The sequence below is a fragment of the Bradyrhizobium sp. MI1.7 genome (assembly GCF_055811795.1).
In genome coordinates this window covers 37528-53653 of sequence record NZ_JBVVPO010000007.1, presented here as the reverse complement: position 1 = coordinate 53653, position 16126 = coordinate 37528, and the positions used below count along the sequence as shown (strand labels likewise).

The following is a 16126-nucleotide window of genomic DNA, read 5'->3' as shown; positions in this document are numbered from 1 at the left end:
CCCCCCCGCCAACATTCTCCCCGCGCAGGCCCCCTTCCGGCGTCTCCCCGCGGGGGGGGGGGGGGTCCGGCCTATCCGCGCCTCCCGCCGGCGCGGGGGGGGGGGCGCGCTCCTGCCCAATACGGCTTACGTCGTGATCGAGGTGCTGGAGGGCGACAAGCGGCCGGTGGCGGCGGTGGCCGACCATGACGAGGTGCGCGACGTCCGCCGCGTCGAGGTGCTGTCCGACAAGACCATCTCGATGCGCATGCTGTTCGACCCCGGCCACAGCCTGGAAGAACGCATCCTGCGCGAGCAGTTCGGCTATTGAGCGCCAATGCGGATCACTGGCCGCAAGGCTGAATCGATTCCAGGCCGCCCGCCATTGCGGGATCCGCGAGCAGATCGAAATCCCTGACGACGGGAACGAAGCTCTTCGTCTCCGACGTCATCAGATAGATCGTGACAGCCAGCGATCCCTGCGGCGCCGCGTTCGCGCGACAGAATTCCCTGGCTCCGACGCCGAGCCCCATCGACCCGCGTTTGCCTTGCTTCCCCTGCTCGACCATCGATGCACGCAGCGCTTCGAAGCGCGCAGCATCGCCCGGCGACAAGCGATAGGCGTAGGTTGAGGAGCCCCGCGGCGGCGCAGGCAGGCTGACGCGATCTCGCGGGTCGCTCATCTCCATCATGGCGAAGCTCGTCCTGGTCTCGGCCTCGCCGGCCACTTTGGTGACGACGTCGAGCTTGACGCCGCCCGAACGTGGCCGCAGCGCGTCAGGCAACTGCACGGCGACGCGCAGCATCGACAGATCCGTCGTCCTGGCATCGATGCGGGCAAGCGGCGGGATCGATGTCAGCGGCACCGAGCTGCAACCGGCAAGCATGAGCGCAGCCGCGCTCGCAAGAACACGCGCCAGGCGGTTCATCGCAGGCATCTCCAATCTGGACTTGAAGGATTGGCTAGGCCGATTTCCGGCCGGCCCCGCGCGGCTCCAACGCGTCGTCCGCGCTGTCAGGGACATATTCCAGGATATCACCGGGCTGGCAGTCGAGCACGGCGCAGATCCGCTCGAGCGTGTCGAAGCGGATGCCGCGCACCTTGCCCGACTTCAGCAGGGAGACGTTCGCCTCCGTGAGCTCGATGCGCGCGGCAAGCTCGCGCGACCTGATCTTGCGCCTGGCGAGCATGACGTCGAGGTTGACGATGATCGGCATGGTCAGATGATCTCGCTGTTCTCGTGCCACATGCGAACGGCATCGGCCATCACGGTCGCGAAGGCGACGAGCGCGAGGCCACTCAGCACCGACAGCACATGCGACTGCTCGATCCCGAACATGACCACGAGCTGGCCCGGCTGGTTGGCCCGCGTCAGGTTGAGCGTGGTGAGCATCTGCACCAGCGGCGACATCAGCGCGTTGACGATCAGCGCGAGGCCCATCCGGCGGATGCGCCAGGCGTTCTCGGTCACGAAGACCTCGCCGCGCGCGAAACGGGAGAACAGCATCGAGAGCTGCAACAGAGCGTAGAGGACAGGCGCAAGTCCGATCAGGCTGATCAGGGCGCCGGCGAGGCGCGTACTGAGGTTGAGTGTGAAGGGCCGTGCCCCCAGCGGGGATTGGGTCGCGATCCAGTGCCGGAGCATCTCGTCGCTCGACCAGAGCAGCGGCACCGCAAGCACGGCGCCGGCGACGCACAGGAGCGCGCCGACGGCCACGATCCGTCCGATGCGCCGCAACCGCGGCTCGACCGGCGCAGGAAAAGGAAACGCGACGACGCTCATCGGACCAGCTCCCATTTAATTGTATATTTTTATCGTTTTACAATAAAAAATGGCAGAATTACGATATTAAACCCTTCCCTCGTCACGTACTCCGCGAAATGCCGACAGCAACCCTTCCTTAACCCCCGCCGCGATATGGTTAACGAAAGTTGACCGCTCCGGCCCAGGCGTCATGTTCCGCATCGATTTCAACAAGCTGCGCTTCCTCGTCTGCGACGACAATCCGCACATGCGCCGCATCCTGCGGACGCTGCTGCACTCCTTCGGCGCGCGCGAGGTTTACGAGGCCGAGGACGGCGCCACCGCGCTGGAAATGTACAGCCATTACGTGCCCGACATCGTCATCACCGACTGGGCGATGCCGATCTTCGACGGGCTCGAGCTCGCGCAGATGATCCGGCAGCCGGAATCCAAGGGCAATCCTTACGCGCCGATCATCATGCTGACCGGTCATTCCGAGAAACGCCGCGTCACGGTCGCGCGCGATGCCGGCGTCACCGAATTCCTGGCCAAGCCGATCTCCGCCAAGGGCCTTTACCAGCGTATCCTCAACGTCGTCGCCAATCCCCGGCCCTTCATCAAGACCAAGACCTATTTCGGTCCGGACCGGCGCCGCAACACCAACTCCGCCTATATGGGCCCCGAGCGCCGCGTCGGCGAAAAGCACGAGGTGCTCCAGCAACCCTCGCTGCTCGACAAGGCTCGTTCCTCCATCTAGCGCAACGTCTCACGCGATCGGGGCAGACATCATGGCGAAGAACGGCGCAAAGGACATCGAGGTCACGGCCTTCGCCACGCACCAAGTGATCACGCAGCCCAATCCGCTGCGCAAGGTTCTGCGCCGGGTCGAAGAAAAGGACCTGGACGATCCGGTCGCCCGCGCCGAGCGGGCGCTCGCGGGCCTCTCCAGTGAGTTCAAGGACTGGATGACGACCGAGGTCAATCGTCTGTCGGCCGCTTACGTCGCTGTTCGCCATGAGGGCTTCACCAAGGAGCGGCGTGACGAGCTGTTCCGCGCCGCGCACGACATCAAGGGCGACGCTGCGACGTTCGGCTATCCGGCGGCGGCGGGAGTTGCGGAGAGCCTGTGCCGCGTCATCGAGCACGCGCCCGATCTCGACAAGGTGCCGGCCGAGCTGTTCACGCACCACATCAACGCCATCCTCGCCATCGTGCATGAAAACACCAAGCTCGACAGCATCAGCGTCTCCGCCGAGCTCAGCCGCCGACTGCGCAAGGTCGCCGACGACTACCTCGCCCACGCCAACCGCGACCGCCCCGAGCATCTCGAGGTGATTTTGGCACCGAGCATCGCGCCGGCGGAGTAGCGGCTCCCGCTCTCTCCTCTCGTTATTGCGAATGCAAGTGTCGTAGGGTGGGCAAAGCGACTCGTCCGCCGTAGCTCGAAGAGCGAAGGCGGAAGCGTGCCCACCTACTAATATAAGCCGTGCGGATCAATGGTGGGCACGGCGCTACGCGCCTTTGGCCACCCTACGGCGTCTCGCTACGCCGCGATCAAATCGTCATACACGGGATCGAGCGCGTCATCCGCGACGAGCTCGTCGCAGAACAGCCTTGCCTCTTCGCGCGCGGATTCCGTGGCGAAGCGGCGGAGCAGGACCATCAGCGGTTCGGTGGCGCCACGGTCGGTCTCGCAATGGGTGAGCACGCGCTCGACCATGCGCCGGCGCAGCCGCGCCGCGCCGTCGTCAGTATCGACAAAACCTTGCTCGTGGCAGGCATCGAGCGCGACCTGGAACGCCGCGAAGGTCGCCTCGGGAAGTCCGGCGCGGCGGAGTAGCGCGTGCAGGCTGTTGCCGCCACGGTCGTGCAGCAGCGCGCAGACGCGTGCCAGCGGCAGGTCGGCGAGCTCGGCGAGCGCGGCATCGAACAAATCGAGATTGCTCGACAGCAGCGCACGCAAGATCAGGCCCGCGGTGAGCTGGCCGGTGACGCGCAGATGATGCACCAGGCCCTGCATATCCTCGCCGCGCGACCGCGCCGCGATGTTCATGGTGGAGCGATCGCGCGCCTCGACCGTGATGCGCTCGGCACGATCGGCGCTCAGCCAGTTCCGCGCCACGACGAATTGCGCAAGGGTCTCGGAGAGCTTGGCCACCAGAGCGGCGCGCGTCGCGGCCGGCAGATCCTCCAGCACCAGCATCGCCTCGCGGATCGCGGCGAGATGGCCGTGGCGCTCGACGATGCGATTCCAGGAGAACGGCGCGAGCTCGGCGTGGGGATTTTCGATCAGCTCGAGGGCTGCCGCCGCGCAGCCGACTTCGGCAATGGCGGCGCAGACCGATACCGGCAACGCGATACGGCGGGCGACCGCGCATTGCACCTCGTCATTGCCGGTTGCGACGATGTCGACGAGATCGGCGTCGATCAGAAGCGGAGAATGTTCGAGCACGGGCAGCGCGACGGTCGGCTGGTCCGCCGACAGCGCCCGCACGATCGATGCCGGCGCATCCGTGCTGCGCGCAAAGGCCTCGGCCATCGCCTGCCGCACCAGCGGCGAGGGATCGTCGAGCAGCATCAGGAGCGCGCCTTCGGCCGCGATACGGTCGTCATGGGAAAGGTCTGAGATCAGCCAGGCCCGGGCCAATGCCCGCGTCGCCTCGGCCCGCTCGCCGGCGGGCGCCGTCCTGATCCAATTGATGAACTGCCGAACAATCATGCTGCTTCCGGCTTACACAACAAACGAAAACGGTGACGGCTTGTCACCTGCAACACAAAATAAACCACGACGCTTAACAAAGCGTTCACCATAACTGGCTGGTTTTATTGACGTTTTGTTAAGGGAACAAAGGCGCCTGCCACGCGTCCGGGACACGAGAGCGGGTTATTCGCGCGACGATCAGCTCGAGAACGTACCGCTGCGATCGCTGAATAGATCGAGCGGTTGCGGCGGGCGCACGTCAGGCGTCGCCGATGCGATCGAAGCAAGCGAGGCGTTGTTGCCCCACAATTTCTGCACCGTGGTCGAAACCGGCTGCGTGGTATCGCCGGGCTGATAGATCGAGCGGAATGCGGGTGTGATCGGCGTGTTGTCCGCAGCCGTTGACGACGACGTCGCACTCACCGGCGTCACGCCGCGCGCCTCCGGAAAGGTCTGCAGATAGGCGGCGTTGTCGATGACAGGCGCGGTGGGCTGCACGCCGTTGGCACTTGCGACCTGCGTCGTGGATGGCGATTCGCCATACATCGCCATTGCGCTGCGGGTCGCTTTCGAATTCGCCGCGTTGGCGTAGCGCGAGTCGAGCACCGAATAGACCTCGGAGACGCTGCGGGCGCGGCCGTCCCTGGCGTAGAAGATCGAGCGGTTTGCGGAGGCCGCGTTAGGAAACAGCCGCGCACCGACCGCTTGCGGATTGTCCTCGGCATTGGCGATCAGCTTTGCGGCGCCGCCGACACCCATGAAATGCGCCATGTAGAGTTCGCTGTCAGACGGCCTGCGGCCGAGCAGTCCGGTCAGCTTGAAACTGTTCGACTGCGTCAGCGCCGCGGCCATGTTGGAGGCGGCGTCCGGATCGTCGCGCAGCTTCATGATCGACCGCTTCATGGCGGGATCATCGACCGCGTAGCTGCCCGACGATGTCCTGGTGATGGCGTCGGAATAATTGCCATAGCCGAGCTGGGTGCCCGCCTCCTTCACCGTACCCAGCCAGGTCTGGTCGATGAACTGGTAGAGCCCGTGCGCGGACGACGTGGTGGCTCCCGCCGTCGGATCGAAATCCGATTCCATCTTGGCGGTGGTCAGCATGTACTGGAAGCTGACGCCCGTCCGGTTGGAGACCTGCTTGATTGCGCCGGCGACGCGTGCCCGCGACGGATCGAGACCCGTCGTCTGAGAGGCACTGGAATTGTCGACCGACATGATGGAGTGCCCGCCCCGTGCGGCGTTGAGCGACGCCGGCAATTCGGCGCCTGTCGTCTCACCGTGGGACAGGTATGGTTAATGCGGGGTTAATCTGCCCCTCCCCGTCATTGCGGCCCGAATTCGGGGTGACGGCCGGCTATTTCTTGTAGACGGCGTCCGGATCGAACAACCTGTCCGCATCAATGAAGACCAGCTTGGCGCCGCCGCCTTCGGCCTCGACCTTGCGGTAAAAGCAGGACCGGCGGCCGGTGTGGCAGGCCGCGCCGATCTGCTCGACACGGATCCAGACCGCGTCCTGGTCGCAATCGGTGCGGATCTCGACCACGCGCTGGGTCTGCCCCGACGTCTCACCTTTTCGCCACAAGGCATTGCGCGATCGGCTGAAGTACCAGGCCTCGCCGGTCGCAATCGTCTTGCGCAGCGCCTCGTCGTTCATGTGCGCGACCATGAGCACGTCACCGGTGGCGGCGTCGGTCGCCACGCAGGTCACGAGGCCGGCGGCGTCGAACTTCGGCAGGAAAGCGAGGCCTTCCTCGATCTCATGGGAGTGAGCGGACACGGGCGTCCTCGCTAGCGCATGACGCGGACATAGACCTTCGCGAGGTCAGCGCGTCGTGCCTCGCACCAGGGACAGGAAACGGGCTTGCTCCGCCGGATTGTCACGGAACATGCCTGTGAAGCGGCTGGTGAAGGTCGAGGCACCATGCTTGGCAACGCCGCGCACCGACATGCAGGTATGCTCGGCCTCGATCAGCACGGCAACGCCGCGGGGCTTGAGGATCTCGTCGATGGCCGCCGCGATCTGCGCCGTCATGTGCTCCTGGGTCTGGAGCCTGCGGGCGAAGATGTCGGTCAGGCGCGCAAGCTTCGACAGGCCGACGACGCGTTCCACCGGCGTATAGGCGATGTGCGCCTTGCCGTAGAACGGCATCATGTGATGCTCGCACTGCGAGGTGAACTCGATGTCGCGCACCAGCACGAAGTCGTCATAGCCGGCCGTCTCGCCGAACGTGCGGTCGAGCACCTCGGCCGGGCACTGGTGGTAGCCCTGATAGAGTTCGTCGAAGGCCTCGACCACACGGCGCGGCGTGTCGAGCAAACCTTCGCGCGCGGTGTTCTCGCCGATATAGGCGAGCAGCGTCTTCACCGCTGCTTCCGCCTCTGCGCGCGCGGGGCGCGGCTGGTCGGCGCGGACGGCGGCCGCGAGGAATTCGGCAGGGTCGAGCTCAGCCGGGCGGCTCTCGGGCTGGCGGTCGGAGGGCTTGCCCGGGCGGATGGATGTGATCGCAGCGTCCATGTCTACTCCGTTCGACGGCCTCACGGCCGGAGTGTCACCGGCAGACGGGGCGGCAAGCCGCCGGACGCCTGAAGAGAACAGTTTTGACGAAAAAGGCCCTTGGGTCATCACGCGGGCAGCGCAGATCTGGACCGCTGCCGCCGCACCACTGGACTGTTTTTCCGCCAGTTCCGACCCTATATAGGACCGTGGACGGCGCCCGCCAAGGCCGATCCGGTGCGGAAGTGTTGGACTCCATCACATGCTGAACGACATCTATAACAAGCGGATCATCGAACTGGCCGGGAATATTCCACGCCTCGGACGGCTGCCGGACCCCGACGCCACCGCCACCGCCCACTCCAAATTGTGCGGCTCGACCGTGAAGATCGACCTCAAGATGGAGGGCGACAAGGTCACCGACTTCGCCCATGACGTGAAGGCCTGTGCCCTCGGACAAGCCTCTTCATCCATCATGGCAAGTCGCGTCGTCGGCTCGACCGCGAGCGAACTCCGCGAGTTACGCGAAACCGTTCGCAAGATGCTCAAGGAGAACGGCGCGCCTCCTGAAGGCAAATGGGAAGAGATCAAGTTCCTCGAGCCGGTCCGCGACTACAAGGCGCGCCACGCCTCGACCCTGCTGACCTTCGATGCCGTGGTCGATGCCATCGGCCAGATCGAGGCGAAAGCCAAGCAGCCGGCCGCGGCGCAGGGCTGATTTGGTCGAGGTCATTCCGACGCCTGCGCCTGCGCGAACCCGGTCGCGCTACGATATCTGAATTCCGGCTTCGTCGCTTTGCGAACGCCCCGGAATGACGATCAGGGAAATCCTACTTTTGCGAGCCTGCGCTTTGCGCTGCACCGGTCGGCACCAAGGCTTCCGCCGTCTTGGTCGATTTGACGGGCTGCGGTTCCGCTTCCGCGCCGAACCTCGCCTGCGTCTTCGGTGCAAGTTCCGCCACCGCGGGCGCTGCGACGTCCACATGCGGCAACACGTCGGCCACCAGATTGGTGGTCACGAGATTGGTGAGCTTCAGCTCGCCAGCATCCAGTTCGTGCAGATCTTCCCACGGCGGCACGCTGAGCGCGAGCGAGAGCAGGTCGCCGGCGCCGCCCATATCGAAGGTGTATTTGGCGAGCCGGCCGATGTCGCGCTCCACGATCATCAGGTCCTGCGCGCTGTAGCTCGCCGCCTTGGCATCGTCGGCACGATCGCCCATCCAGATCTGGTGGACCCGGACGTGAGCTGCTTCCGGCACGTAGCGCTTCTTGCCGGCCAGCAGCAGGAACACGCACATGGATTCGCAATAGGCTTCGGGCGCAACCGCCGGACGGGCCGACTGCCCGCTGCGGTTCTGAACGCTGATGCCGACGGTGGTCGAAAGTCCGAGATTGCGGAAGCGCCGGCCGAGCGTGATCGCGTCGTTGACGGAACCGCCGCTGGAGTCGAGCACCACGGTCGCGCCGCCAAGCTGGCGTCCGCGCGAAAACTCCTCGAAATCCCTCGGCGTATCGGCGGTGATGATGCCGACCGCGCTGACCCAGCCGCGGCAGTTCGGGTCGCAGGCGACCCAGGTGAACTTCATCGGCAGCTTGCGCTCTTCGAGGGCGGCACCGGCATGAGCCGTTGTGCCGGTCGTGGCGACAGCTCCGAAGAGCGCGGCGCCAAGCGCGGCTGCCCCAAGCAACAACCAGCCGCGACGGTCGAGGGAGTTCAGAAGTCTCAATCTGGTTCCTTCCCCAAGCCCCAAAGGTTCCCCAACAGTCCTCGGTAGCGCCCTCTGAGTCCATCATACGGGCGTATGTTTCTACACACGGTCGTCATAAAAATGGTATCCGGGGGAATACAGATCGTCCACAGGTACTTGCTGCACTGCTCCCAAAAAGCACGGGAAATATGGCGCAGAAACAACAACTTGCGGTTCCCTGCGCCGGAACCGCGCAATACCTCGCTCACGATCGCAGCACAGCGCCCATGAAGCATTCAACCTGCGAGCACTGTTCCACTCCCATCGAGGGCGCGCTCCGGCTCCCGCGTCGATTCGGCCGCGCACTGATCTGGCTCTACCGCCACACGCTCTCGCCGCTGGTCGGCTACAATTGCCGGCACCTGCCGACCTGCTCGGTCTATGGCGACGAGGCGATCGAACGGTTCGGGCTGTGGGCCGGCGGCTGGATGACGCTCGCGCGACTGCTTCGCTGCAATCCTTTCGGCACATCGGGAATCGACAACGTGCCCCTCACCGCACCGCAAGGCGCGCACTGGTATCTACCCTGGCGCTACGGCCGCTGGCGCGGCGTCAACGCGTCCTGATCTCACCAGGAACGCCGCGGCGCTTCGCGCATCGCTGCCTTGAATGGAACCGGAACTTCCCCCTCGCGTTGTTGTGATGCTCCTACGGGAGGAAACAAGAATGCGCTGGAAAATCAGCCCTCATTTTCACTTCAGGCTTGGTCCACATCCTGGTTCCAGAGGGCATCACGACCCAAGAACCCTCGACATGATTGCCATCATTGCGCTGCTTGCGCTCGTGGTCGGCTCCGGCTGGTATCTGGCGACGAGCCTTGCCACGGCGCCGAGCACCACGGCCTTCATCGTGCCGAGCCAGAGCGTGCACTGGTAGGCTGGACGTTAGAGATCGAGCACCAACCGATCTGCACCGGGTTTGGCGACATATCATCAGATGGCGTTCGCGTTCGTACGGCTGGTTGTCATCGCCCGGAGCGCGTGACACCCGCCTCAACAGGCAACCTAACGAAACCAGAAAAAGCGCCCGGGCGGGATCGACTCGGGCGGACGCAGCCGCTTCGGACGCGGCGGCTTTGGCGACGGCTCGGCGGACGAGGTGTTCTCCGCAGCCGGCGCCGTCTCGCTTCCCGGCACCCTCACCGACAGCAGCAAGTTCGATTCATGCGTCCGCCAGCGATAGCCGACGCCGAAATCGATCGGCTGGGCGCGCGTGAACAGTTCGGCGTAGCGCTCCTGGTAGCGGCCGGGGAATTCGTCGATCGGTCCGAGATAGCGGCCGAACGGGAAGAACCGCCACTGTTGCGCATTGTAGTTCGCAAGCGGAATGCCGGAATCGTCCTGGATGATGGTCGCGCTGTTGGCCAGCAGCCAGTTGCGAGCGACGGAGAAGTCGCCCTTGTGCAGGAGATAGGACGCGCTCTTGAGCAGGCTGTTGCCGGGCCCGAGCGTCTCGCAGAATTTCAGAAATCCCGTGTTGCGCGCGCTGGCATTGGAGAGATCGGTCGAGAAATAGTACAGCGTGCGCGCCTCGCCGTCGCTTCCGGCAAAGGTGATGCGGACACCGCGCGTCGCGTTCCGTCCCGGATTGTCGCCTCCCGTATGCACCCCGCCCTTGTCGTCGAGCGCGATCATCTCGACATTGCGGATGGTCTTGCCGGAGCGCGCGAGGAAGACATAGAGGATCGGCAACGTGCCGTTGACCTGGTTGGCGTGCAGGTCGACCTTCATGTGCTTGGTGATGAAGAAGGAGAAGCTCAGGATCGAGCCGAGCGAACGCTCGACATTGTAGAGCGCGGCACCGACCGAGCCGCGCGGCAGCCGCGTCAGGTCAGGCACCGCGCCGACCGGCTCCAGCGCGCCGAGCACGTAGGTGCTGGCCTTGGAGTAGAACGCATCGGCGTAGAGGAAGTCGGGGCCGCTGAACAAGTAGAACATGGTCGGCCGGGGCGCGGCCAGATTGACGTCGGCCCAATTGCGGATCTTCGAGAGCTGCCGTTGCTCGAGCTGGGCGAAGGCGCCGTCGAAGAATTTTGCGTGGCGCTGCCAGCCCGGGTCTTTGGTGAGCGGCACCAGCGGCGAGTCCGGCGAAGGCTGCATGCCCGCGAGAAAGCGCGCGGTATCATCGAAGGTGACGTCGGCGGCACGTGCAGACGAGACGGCCGCGGCCAGCAGGGCAAGAGCGACGGCCGCAATTCTCATGGGTCGAAACATGTCTATTCGCGGTGTGATGACGTACCAGCGGCGACCGGCCGCCTGCGGAAAACAGCATAGATCAACAGGCCCGAGAGCATGAGGAGCATCCCCGCCAGCGACTGCAGCGGCCGCTCGGTCAACAGGTAGTACATCATGAACGCGGTCACGAGCAGGAAAACGAGCGGCGTGAACGGGTATCCCCAGGCGCGATAGGGCCGCGGCAGGTCGGGATCGGTGATGCGCAGCTTGACGACGCCGGCGACCGTGAAGAACGAACAGAACAACAGCGCGAACTGGATGAAGTCGAGCACCGCCTCGAAGCTGCGCGTGAACAACAGCAGATTGGCGACGGCAAGCTGAAACAGGATGGCATAGGCGGGCGCGCCGCTCACCGATCGCTTCGAGAACACGCGCAGGGCCGGAATGTCTTCGCCCATCGTCATCATCACGCGCGGGCCGATCCACATCATCGCGCTGATCGAGGAGATCAGGCCGACGCAGATCATCGCACCGACGATCCGGCCGCCGAGGCTGCCGAAGATCGCGCTGCCCGCGACGCTGGCAACGTCGAGCTGGCCGGCCAGCGCACTGACCGGCGTCGAGTAGAGAAACACCGCATTCAGCGCGACGTACAGGACGAGCACGATCAGCGTGCCCGCGAGCAGCGCGCGCGGCAGATCGCGTTGCGGCATGTTCATCTCGCCGATGATGTAGGTCGCGGCATTCCAGCCCGAGAACGAGTACATCACGAAGACGAGCCCGATCGCGAAGGGCGCGCTGACGATATGCGCGAGATCACCCGGCTGCGGCGTGAAGGCAATCGGCTGCGGCGTGCCGATGACGAAGCCGGCGAGCAGGAAGGCGACGATCAGCACGACCTTGAGGATGGTCGAGATCAGCTGGAAGGTCGATGAGTGCCTGACGCCGGTCAATTGCACGATCGAGACCAGCCACACCACGCCGATGGCGAGCGGGATCGGCGGCAGATCGGGAACGACCGATTTCGCGTATTCGCCGAACGCCATCGCCGCAAGCGCGACAGGCGCTGCGAAGCCAACTGTCGCCGAGACCCAGCCGGCGAGAAAGCCGAAGGCGGGATGATAGGCGCGGCCGAGGAAATTGTACTCGCCGCTCGAGCGCGGAAACATGGCGCCGAGCTCGCTGTAGGAGAACACCCCGCACAGCGCGACGATGCCGCCGATGGTCCATAGCAACAGGATCGAGAAGCCGGACGGGATGTCCTTGACCTGGAAGCCGAGGCTGGTGAAGACGCCGACCCCGATCATGTCGGCAACGACGATGGCGGTTGCGACCAGAACGGAGACCCCCGGCCCGCTCCCCGTCAGCCGGCCAGTCCAGGGCGCGGGTCCCGCATCTGATGCCGTCATCGGGGTCCTCAACCTCAGGCGTCACGTGTCGTGGAGAGCATCGTGCAGTCTGGTCCAGTCAATTCAAGCAGGGTTAACAAGGGTTAAATGAGGCGCATGGAATCGGTATTGCGGCACCTTTTGTGCACGATCCTGGGCAACAAAGCTCCGTAAACACCTGAGAATCCCGTTTTGCACCCCCACAATCAGGACACGATTGCATGGTCCCCTTGAGCATTCCGGATTTGGGGAAGTTTCTCCGGACACTTAACGTCGCCTAAACGCCAGTCGGCTCAATTAGCTTGAATATTGCCGCTGGGCTTGTGGACATGACTTGGGGTCATGGGTGGATGGTCGGGGCCGCTCCGAAATTGAGAGCTGACATTCGTGCTGATCGGACGCTGTCCGGCGCGCGCAGTGGTGCGCGCCGGATCGCGCTGGCCTCAGCCTTGGTGCCGCTGTCGCTCACGCTGGTTCAATGCGGCAGGGCCCCCAACCCGGCGGCGCTCGCGGCGAACTCGCAGGCCAACGTCCAAATCGTCGCGAAGACCAATCCTCAGGTCGCAAGCAGCGACACGTTCGAGGATCGCTTCCCCGCCCCGCAATTCAAGGAGCGCTTCCCGTCGGCGAGCGAGAGTCTTCTGCAACGGCAGATGTCGGACTTCTCGCCCAAACGCGCCGTCCAGCAGCAGCCTCAGCCGGAGCAGGCGCCGTACAAGGTCGCCTCACTCGCACCGCAAATCCCCTACCAGCGTCCGGCACGTGAAGACCTGACGACACTCGTCAGCATGAAATCGTCGGCCTTCCCCTATTTCGGCAACAACCCCGCCTCCGACGCGCCGTTCCTCAACATCTCCAAGGGCGATCGCCGCGGCCACCGCAGCTATTCCGGGCGCGTCTACTGGCAGGACGAGACTTACAGCGACAGCCGCGTGCTGATGCACGTGCCCGAGCATTTCGACGTGCGCAAGCCCGGCGTGATCGTGGTGTTCTTCCACGGCAACGGCGCAACGCTGGAGCGCGACGTGCGCGACCGCCAACTCGTACCGCAGCAGGTCACCGATTCCGGCGCCAACGCCATCCTGCTGGCGCCGCAGATGGCGGTCGATGCCGCCGATTCCAGCGCCGGCAAGTTCTGGCAGGCGGGCGGCCTCAAGCGCTTCATGGAAGAGTCGGCGGCCCATCTGGCCCGGCTCACCGGCGATCCCAACAACGCCCGCGCCTTCGCCAACATGCCGATCGTGATCGTCGGCTATAGCGGCGGCTTCCTGCCGACGGCCTGGAGCCTCGAGGTCGGCGGCATCAGCGACCGCGTCCGCGGCGTCGTCCTGCTCGATGCCGTCTACGGCGAAATGGACAAGTTCGCCTCCTGGATCGAGAGCCACCGCTCCGGCTTCTTCGTCAGCTCCTACACCCGCTACACCGCGCGGCGCGACCGCGAGCTGATGAGCATGTTGCGGCAAAAGGGCATCAGCGTCTCCGAGGACATGGACGGGCCGCTCCGTCCCGGCAGCGTGGTGTTCGTCGAAACCGGCGACGGCATCACGCATCGTGATTATGTGACGCGCGCCTGGACCCGGGACCCGCTCAAGGACGTGCTCGTGAAGATGTCGGCGACGCCGTCGTTGGCGCTGACGCGCGTTGCGTCCACCAATCCGGCCGCATCGAGCCGCTAGCCGATATTGCGCGCGCCGGCATTTGGCCGCGCTGCCCGCAATTGCCGCAGGCTTTGATCAAAATGTGATGTTGATGGCCGACATCCCCGGGAGCCACCGGATTGCTTCCGCTGGCAACGCTCATAATTTGCCGGCCAAGTTTTAGCTTGAATTCTGCGGGGACAGACGGTGCGTCAGGGACTGTATAAGGTCGACTTCCACACGGTTCATGGAACCGGCTGCGGCGTCGTCTATGTGACGGATGGCAAGATGCGCGGCGGCAATTCCGCCTTCGCTTTCATCGGGACCTCCGTCGGGGAGGGCGACAGCATCAAGGTCAAGATTTCGACCCAGCGCTACAACGACGATCCGTCCTTCAAGCCGCTGTTCGGGCACGACAGGATCACGCTGACGCTGGCCGGCCGTGAGGACGGCGACACGGCGGAATTCGAAGGCACCGCGCTGCAGGTGCCGGGCGTTGCGTTCAGGGCCGTGCTCAGCCGGATCAGCGACTAGCCGTCCGGCTTCCAGACCTCGGCTCTTGATCTTCAGGTATTGATGGTCAGGTCTTGATGTTCAGGTCTTGGGCAGCTTCGGAATGCTCTCGGCGAAGCCGTTGAAGCAGGCCAGCCGCTCGTCCTCTTCCTTGAAGAAGCGGCAATCGGCGTAACCCTTGGCCTTCGCCGGTTTCGGCTTCGGCTGCGGCGCGATCACGGCGTCGTAGCAGTTGAGGCGGTCCTTGGTGCCGTCATCGAGGTCGAGGCAGGCCTGGAGCCGGGCCGCAATCGACTGCGGTTTGCCCTTCGGCGCAGCGGCCGGCTTGGCCGCGGCCTCTTTGGTCCCCTTGGGCGTGACCTGCACCAGCGGCTTGTCCCCCACCATGGGTGGCTTGTCGGTTTGTGCAAACGCGGAGGCTGAATAGAGCACCGCGGCAACCGCCAGAATCATCCTCATGTCAGTCAACTCTCTTTGGTCCCCATGCCTCGCCTTCTAGCGCTCCCGCGCGTGGTTTGCCAAGCACCTTGCGCATAGGAAAACGCACCCTTCAGGCCGTGGTGGCAGCAGCCGGCCGGGGTCGGGTCAGAACCACGAGGATCAGCGCCAGGACGACGAAGCCGACCGCGACGAAACCAAGCGGATGCAGCAGTTCGCGGGCGAACAGCAGCCCGCCGATGGCGGAGCCGACAGCCTGGCCGACATAGAGGACGGAGGTGTTGAGCGCGACGGTCGCCGATGCGAGCGGCGGCGCAGCCGCGACCAGCCGCACTTGCTGCATCGAATTGGTTGAGGCAAAGCCGAGGCCCCAGATCGCGACCGCGAACGCCATGAACACCAGGCTCCCCGCACCGAGCGCCCAGCCGGTGATGCCCGCAAACAGCAGGCAGGTGAACAGCAGCGACGTCCGATAAGGCCCCCAGGTGTCGACGATGCGGGTCGCGATGACGACGCCGAGGAAACTGCAAACGCCGTAGATGCCGAACACCATGCCGATTGCATCCGGGCTCGCCTCGGTCAGCTTCTTGAGCAGCGGACCCATGAAGGTGAACACCACGAACTGCCCGGACATTTGCAGCATCGTGATCGCAAGCAGCAGCAGGATCGTCCTGCTGCGGCCGACCGCGCTCCAGGTCTTCAGGTCAACAGGCGTGCCCTTCAGGCCCGCCGGCAGGCGCAGCAGCAACAACAGGAAGCTGATGCAACCGAGCGCGCCGATCCCGCCATAGGCCGCGCGCCAGCCGTAGCGGCTGGCGATGAAAGTGATCAGCGGGAGACCGACGGCCGCAGCTAACGACCAGCCGAGAAAGATGTAGGCGATGGTGCTGCCCCGCCGCTTCACCGGCACGATCAGCGCCGCCGTGCCCGCAGCCTGCGGCGTGTAGAGCGCGCCGACCGCCAGCATCAGCAGGCGAATGATGAGGAGGCTCGTGTAATCGGGCGCAAAGGCCGAAGCGAGATTGCCCAGCGCCAGCACCGCCAGTGTCGTCGCGAGCAGCGTCCTGCGGTCGATGCGGCTGGTGAGCCAAGCCGTCAGCGGCGAGCCGATGCATAGCGTGACCGCACCGAAGGTGATCAGCAGCCCGGCCGCGTGAATGCTGACGTCGAGCCCCGTTGCCAATTCCGGCAGCATCCCCGCCGGTGCCAGCACCGAGCAGCCGGTGACGAGATTGCCGAGCATCAGGGCGGTTGCGGTGAAACGGCCGGCGGCGGGCGGATTTTCCATGCAAATGCATGTAGAGCA

General features: G+C 64.8%; 19 protein-coding genes and 1 pseudogene. 8 read left to right on the top strand and 12 right to left on the bottom strand.

The features are described from left to right. Positions 1-310, top strand: a pseudogene (gene ppnK, locus AC0L3X_RS09740) (NAD kinase); the annotation flags it as partial. Positions 311-323: 13 nt separating this feature from the next. Here the strand turns inward: ppnK and AC0L3X_RS09735 are convergent. The 3 genes from AC0L3X_RS09735 to AC0L3X_RS09725 are packed head-to-tail and all read right to left on the bottom strand — an operon-like array spanning position 324 to position 1763. Then, the gene (locus AC0L3X_RS09735) at positions 324-908 is read right to left on the bottom strand and encodes a hypothetical protein (protein ID WP_283016907.1); all 585 of its coding nucleotides are present in this window, start codon (positions 906-908) and stop codon (positions 324-326) included. Positions 909-942: 34 nt separating this feature from the next. Next, positions 943-1197 (bottom strand): helix-turn-helix domain-containing protein, encoded by a 255-nt coding sequence (locus AC0L3X_RS09730; protein WP_049807677.1) that lies wholly within the window; start codon positions 1195-1197, stop codon positions 943-945. A gap of 2 nt (positions 1198-1199) precedes the next feature. Further along, on the bottom strand, positions 1200-1763 hold the full coding sequence (locus tag AC0L3X_RS09725; RefSeq protein ID WP_166342389.1) for a DUF2975 domain-containing protein: 564 nt from the start codon (positions 1761-1763) through the stop codon (positions 1200-1202). 172 nt (positions 1764-1935) lie between these two features. On the opposite strand from AC0L3X_RS09725, the gene AC0L3X_RS09720 reads away from it, so the two are divergent. Both AC0L3X_RS09720 and AC0L3X_RS09715 read left to right on the top strand, forming a co-directional pair. Next, positions 1936-2481: a response regulator gene (locus AC0L3X_RS09720; protein ID WP_008549760.1), complete on the top strand. Its 546-nt coding sequence runs from the start codon at positions 1936-1938 to the stop codon at positions 2479-2481. Positions 2482-2512: 31 nt separating this feature from the next. After that, complete coding sequence (locus tag AC0L3X_RS09715) at positions 2513-3091, top strand: Hpt domain-containing protein (RefSeq protein WP_166342390.1); 579 nt, start codon at positions 2513-2515, stop codon at positions 3089-3091. 176 nt (positions 3092-3267) lie between these two features. On the opposite strand, the gene AC0L3X_RS09710 is transcribed toward AC0L3X_RS09715, so the two are convergent. The 4 genes from AC0L3X_RS09710 to folE form a co-directional block, all read right to left on the bottom strand. Continuing rightward, positions 3268-4443, bottom strand: coding sequence for a DUF2336 domain-containing protein (locus AC0L3X_RS09710; RefSeq protein ID WP_283016909.1), 1176 nt, complete (start codon positions 4441-4443; stop codon positions 3268-3270). Between the two features lie 180 nt (positions 4444-4623). After that, entirely contained in the window at positions 4624-5643 is a 1020-nt protein-coding gene (locus AC0L3X_RS09705) for a lytic transglycosylase domain-containing protein (protein ID WP_224517342.1), read from the bottom strand. 139 nt (positions 5644-5782) lie between these two features. After that, positions 5783-6205: a phosphoribosyl-AMP cyclohydrolase gene (gene hisI, locus AC0L3X_RS09700; RefSeq protein WP_166342393.1), complete on the bottom strand. Its 423-nt coding sequence runs from the start codon at positions 6203-6205 to the stop codon at positions 5783-5785. Positions 6206-6250: 45 nt separating this feature from the next. After that, on the bottom strand, positions 6251-6943 hold the full coding sequence (gene folE / locus AC0L3X_RS09695; RefSeq protein ID WP_166342394.1) for a GTP cyclohydrolase I FolE: 693 nt from the start codon (positions 6941-6943) through the stop codon (positions 6251-6253). Positions 6944-7184: 241 nt separating this feature from the next. Here folE and AC0L3X_RS09690 point away from each other — a divergent pair, with 241 nt between their 5' ends. Beyond that, entirely contained in the window at positions 7185-7640 is a 456-nt protein-coding gene (locus tag AC0L3X_RS09690; protein WP_014494348.1) for an iron-sulfur cluster assembly scaffold protein, read from the top strand. A gap of 112 nt (positions 7641-7752) precedes the next feature. On the opposite strand, the gene AC0L3X_RS09685 is transcribed toward AC0L3X_RS09690, so the two are convergent. After that, complete coding sequence (locus AC0L3X_RS09685; protein ID WP_166342395.1) at positions 7753-8649, bottom strand: COG3904 family protein; 897 nt, start codon at positions 8647-8649, stop codon at positions 7753-7755. A gap of 248 nt (positions 8650-8897) precedes the next feature. Between AC0L3X_RS09685 and yidD the strand changes: the two genes are divergently transcribed. Further along, the gene (yidD, locus tag AC0L3X_RS09680; RefSeq protein WP_085405345.1) at positions 8898-9236 is read left to right on the top strand and encodes a membrane protein insertion efficiency factor YidD; all 339 of its coding nucleotides are present in this window, start codon (positions 8898-8900) and stop codon (positions 9234-9236) included. Between the two features lie 100 nt (positions 9237-9336). After that, a complete protein-coding gene (locus AC0L3X_RS09675; RefSeq protein WP_085405563.1) occupies positions 9337-9546 on the top strand; it encodes a hypothetical protein in 210 nt (69 codons plus the stop codon). A gap of 128 nt (positions 9547-9674) precedes the next feature. On the opposite strand, the gene AC0L3X_RS09670 is transcribed toward AC0L3X_RS09675, so the two are convergent. Together AC0L3X_RS09670 and AC0L3X_RS09665 are read right to left on the bottom strand one after the other, a co-directional pair. After that, complete coding sequence (locus tag AC0L3X_RS09670; RefSeq protein ID WP_166353223.1) at positions 9675-10871, bottom strand: hypothetical protein; 1197 nt, start codon at positions 10869-10871, stop codon at positions 9675-9677. 14 nt (positions 10872-10885) lie between these two features. Continuing rightward, positions 10886-12253 carry an APC family permease gene (locus tag AC0L3X_RS09665; RefSeq protein WP_283016910.1) on the bottom strand — a complete coding sequence of 456 codons (1368 nt, stop codon included), beginning with the start codon at positions 12251-12253 and terminating at the stop codon, positions 10886-10888. Positions 12254-12582: 329 nt separating this feature from the next. Between AC0L3X_RS09665 and AC0L3X_RS09660 the strand changes: the two genes are divergently transcribed. Together AC0L3X_RS09660 and AC0L3X_RS09655 are read left to right on the top strand one after the other, a co-directional pair. Next, positions 12583-13908 (top strand): alpha/beta hydrolase, encoded by a 1326-nt coding sequence (locus tag AC0L3X_RS09660; RefSeq protein WP_166342397.1) that lies wholly within the window; start codon positions 12583-12585, stop codon positions 13906-13908. Between the two features lie 168 nt (positions 13909-14076). Beyond that, positions 14077-14403: a GrlR family regulatory protein gene (locus AC0L3X_RS09655; RefSeq protein WP_166342398.1), complete on the top strand. Its 327-nt coding sequence runs from the start codon at positions 14077-14079 to the stop codon at positions 14401-14403. A gap of 60 nt (positions 14404-14463) precedes the next feature. On the opposite strand, the gene AC0L3X_RS09650 is transcribed toward AC0L3X_RS09655, so the two are convergent. Together AC0L3X_RS09650 and AC0L3X_RS09645 are read right to left on the bottom strand one after the other, a co-directional pair. Beyond that, positions 14464-14841: a hypothetical protein gene (locus AC0L3X_RS09650; protein WP_028150242.1), complete on the bottom strand. Its 378-nt coding sequence runs from the start codon at positions 14839-14841 to the stop codon at positions 14464-14466. 91 nt (positions 14842-14932) lie between these two features. Beyond that, on the bottom strand, positions 14933-16108 hold the full coding sequence (locus tag AC0L3X_RS09645) for an MFS transporter (protein ID WP_283016911.1): 1176 nt from the start codon (positions 16106-16108) through the stop codon (positions 14933-14935). Positions 16109-16126: the final 18 nt, after the last annotated feature.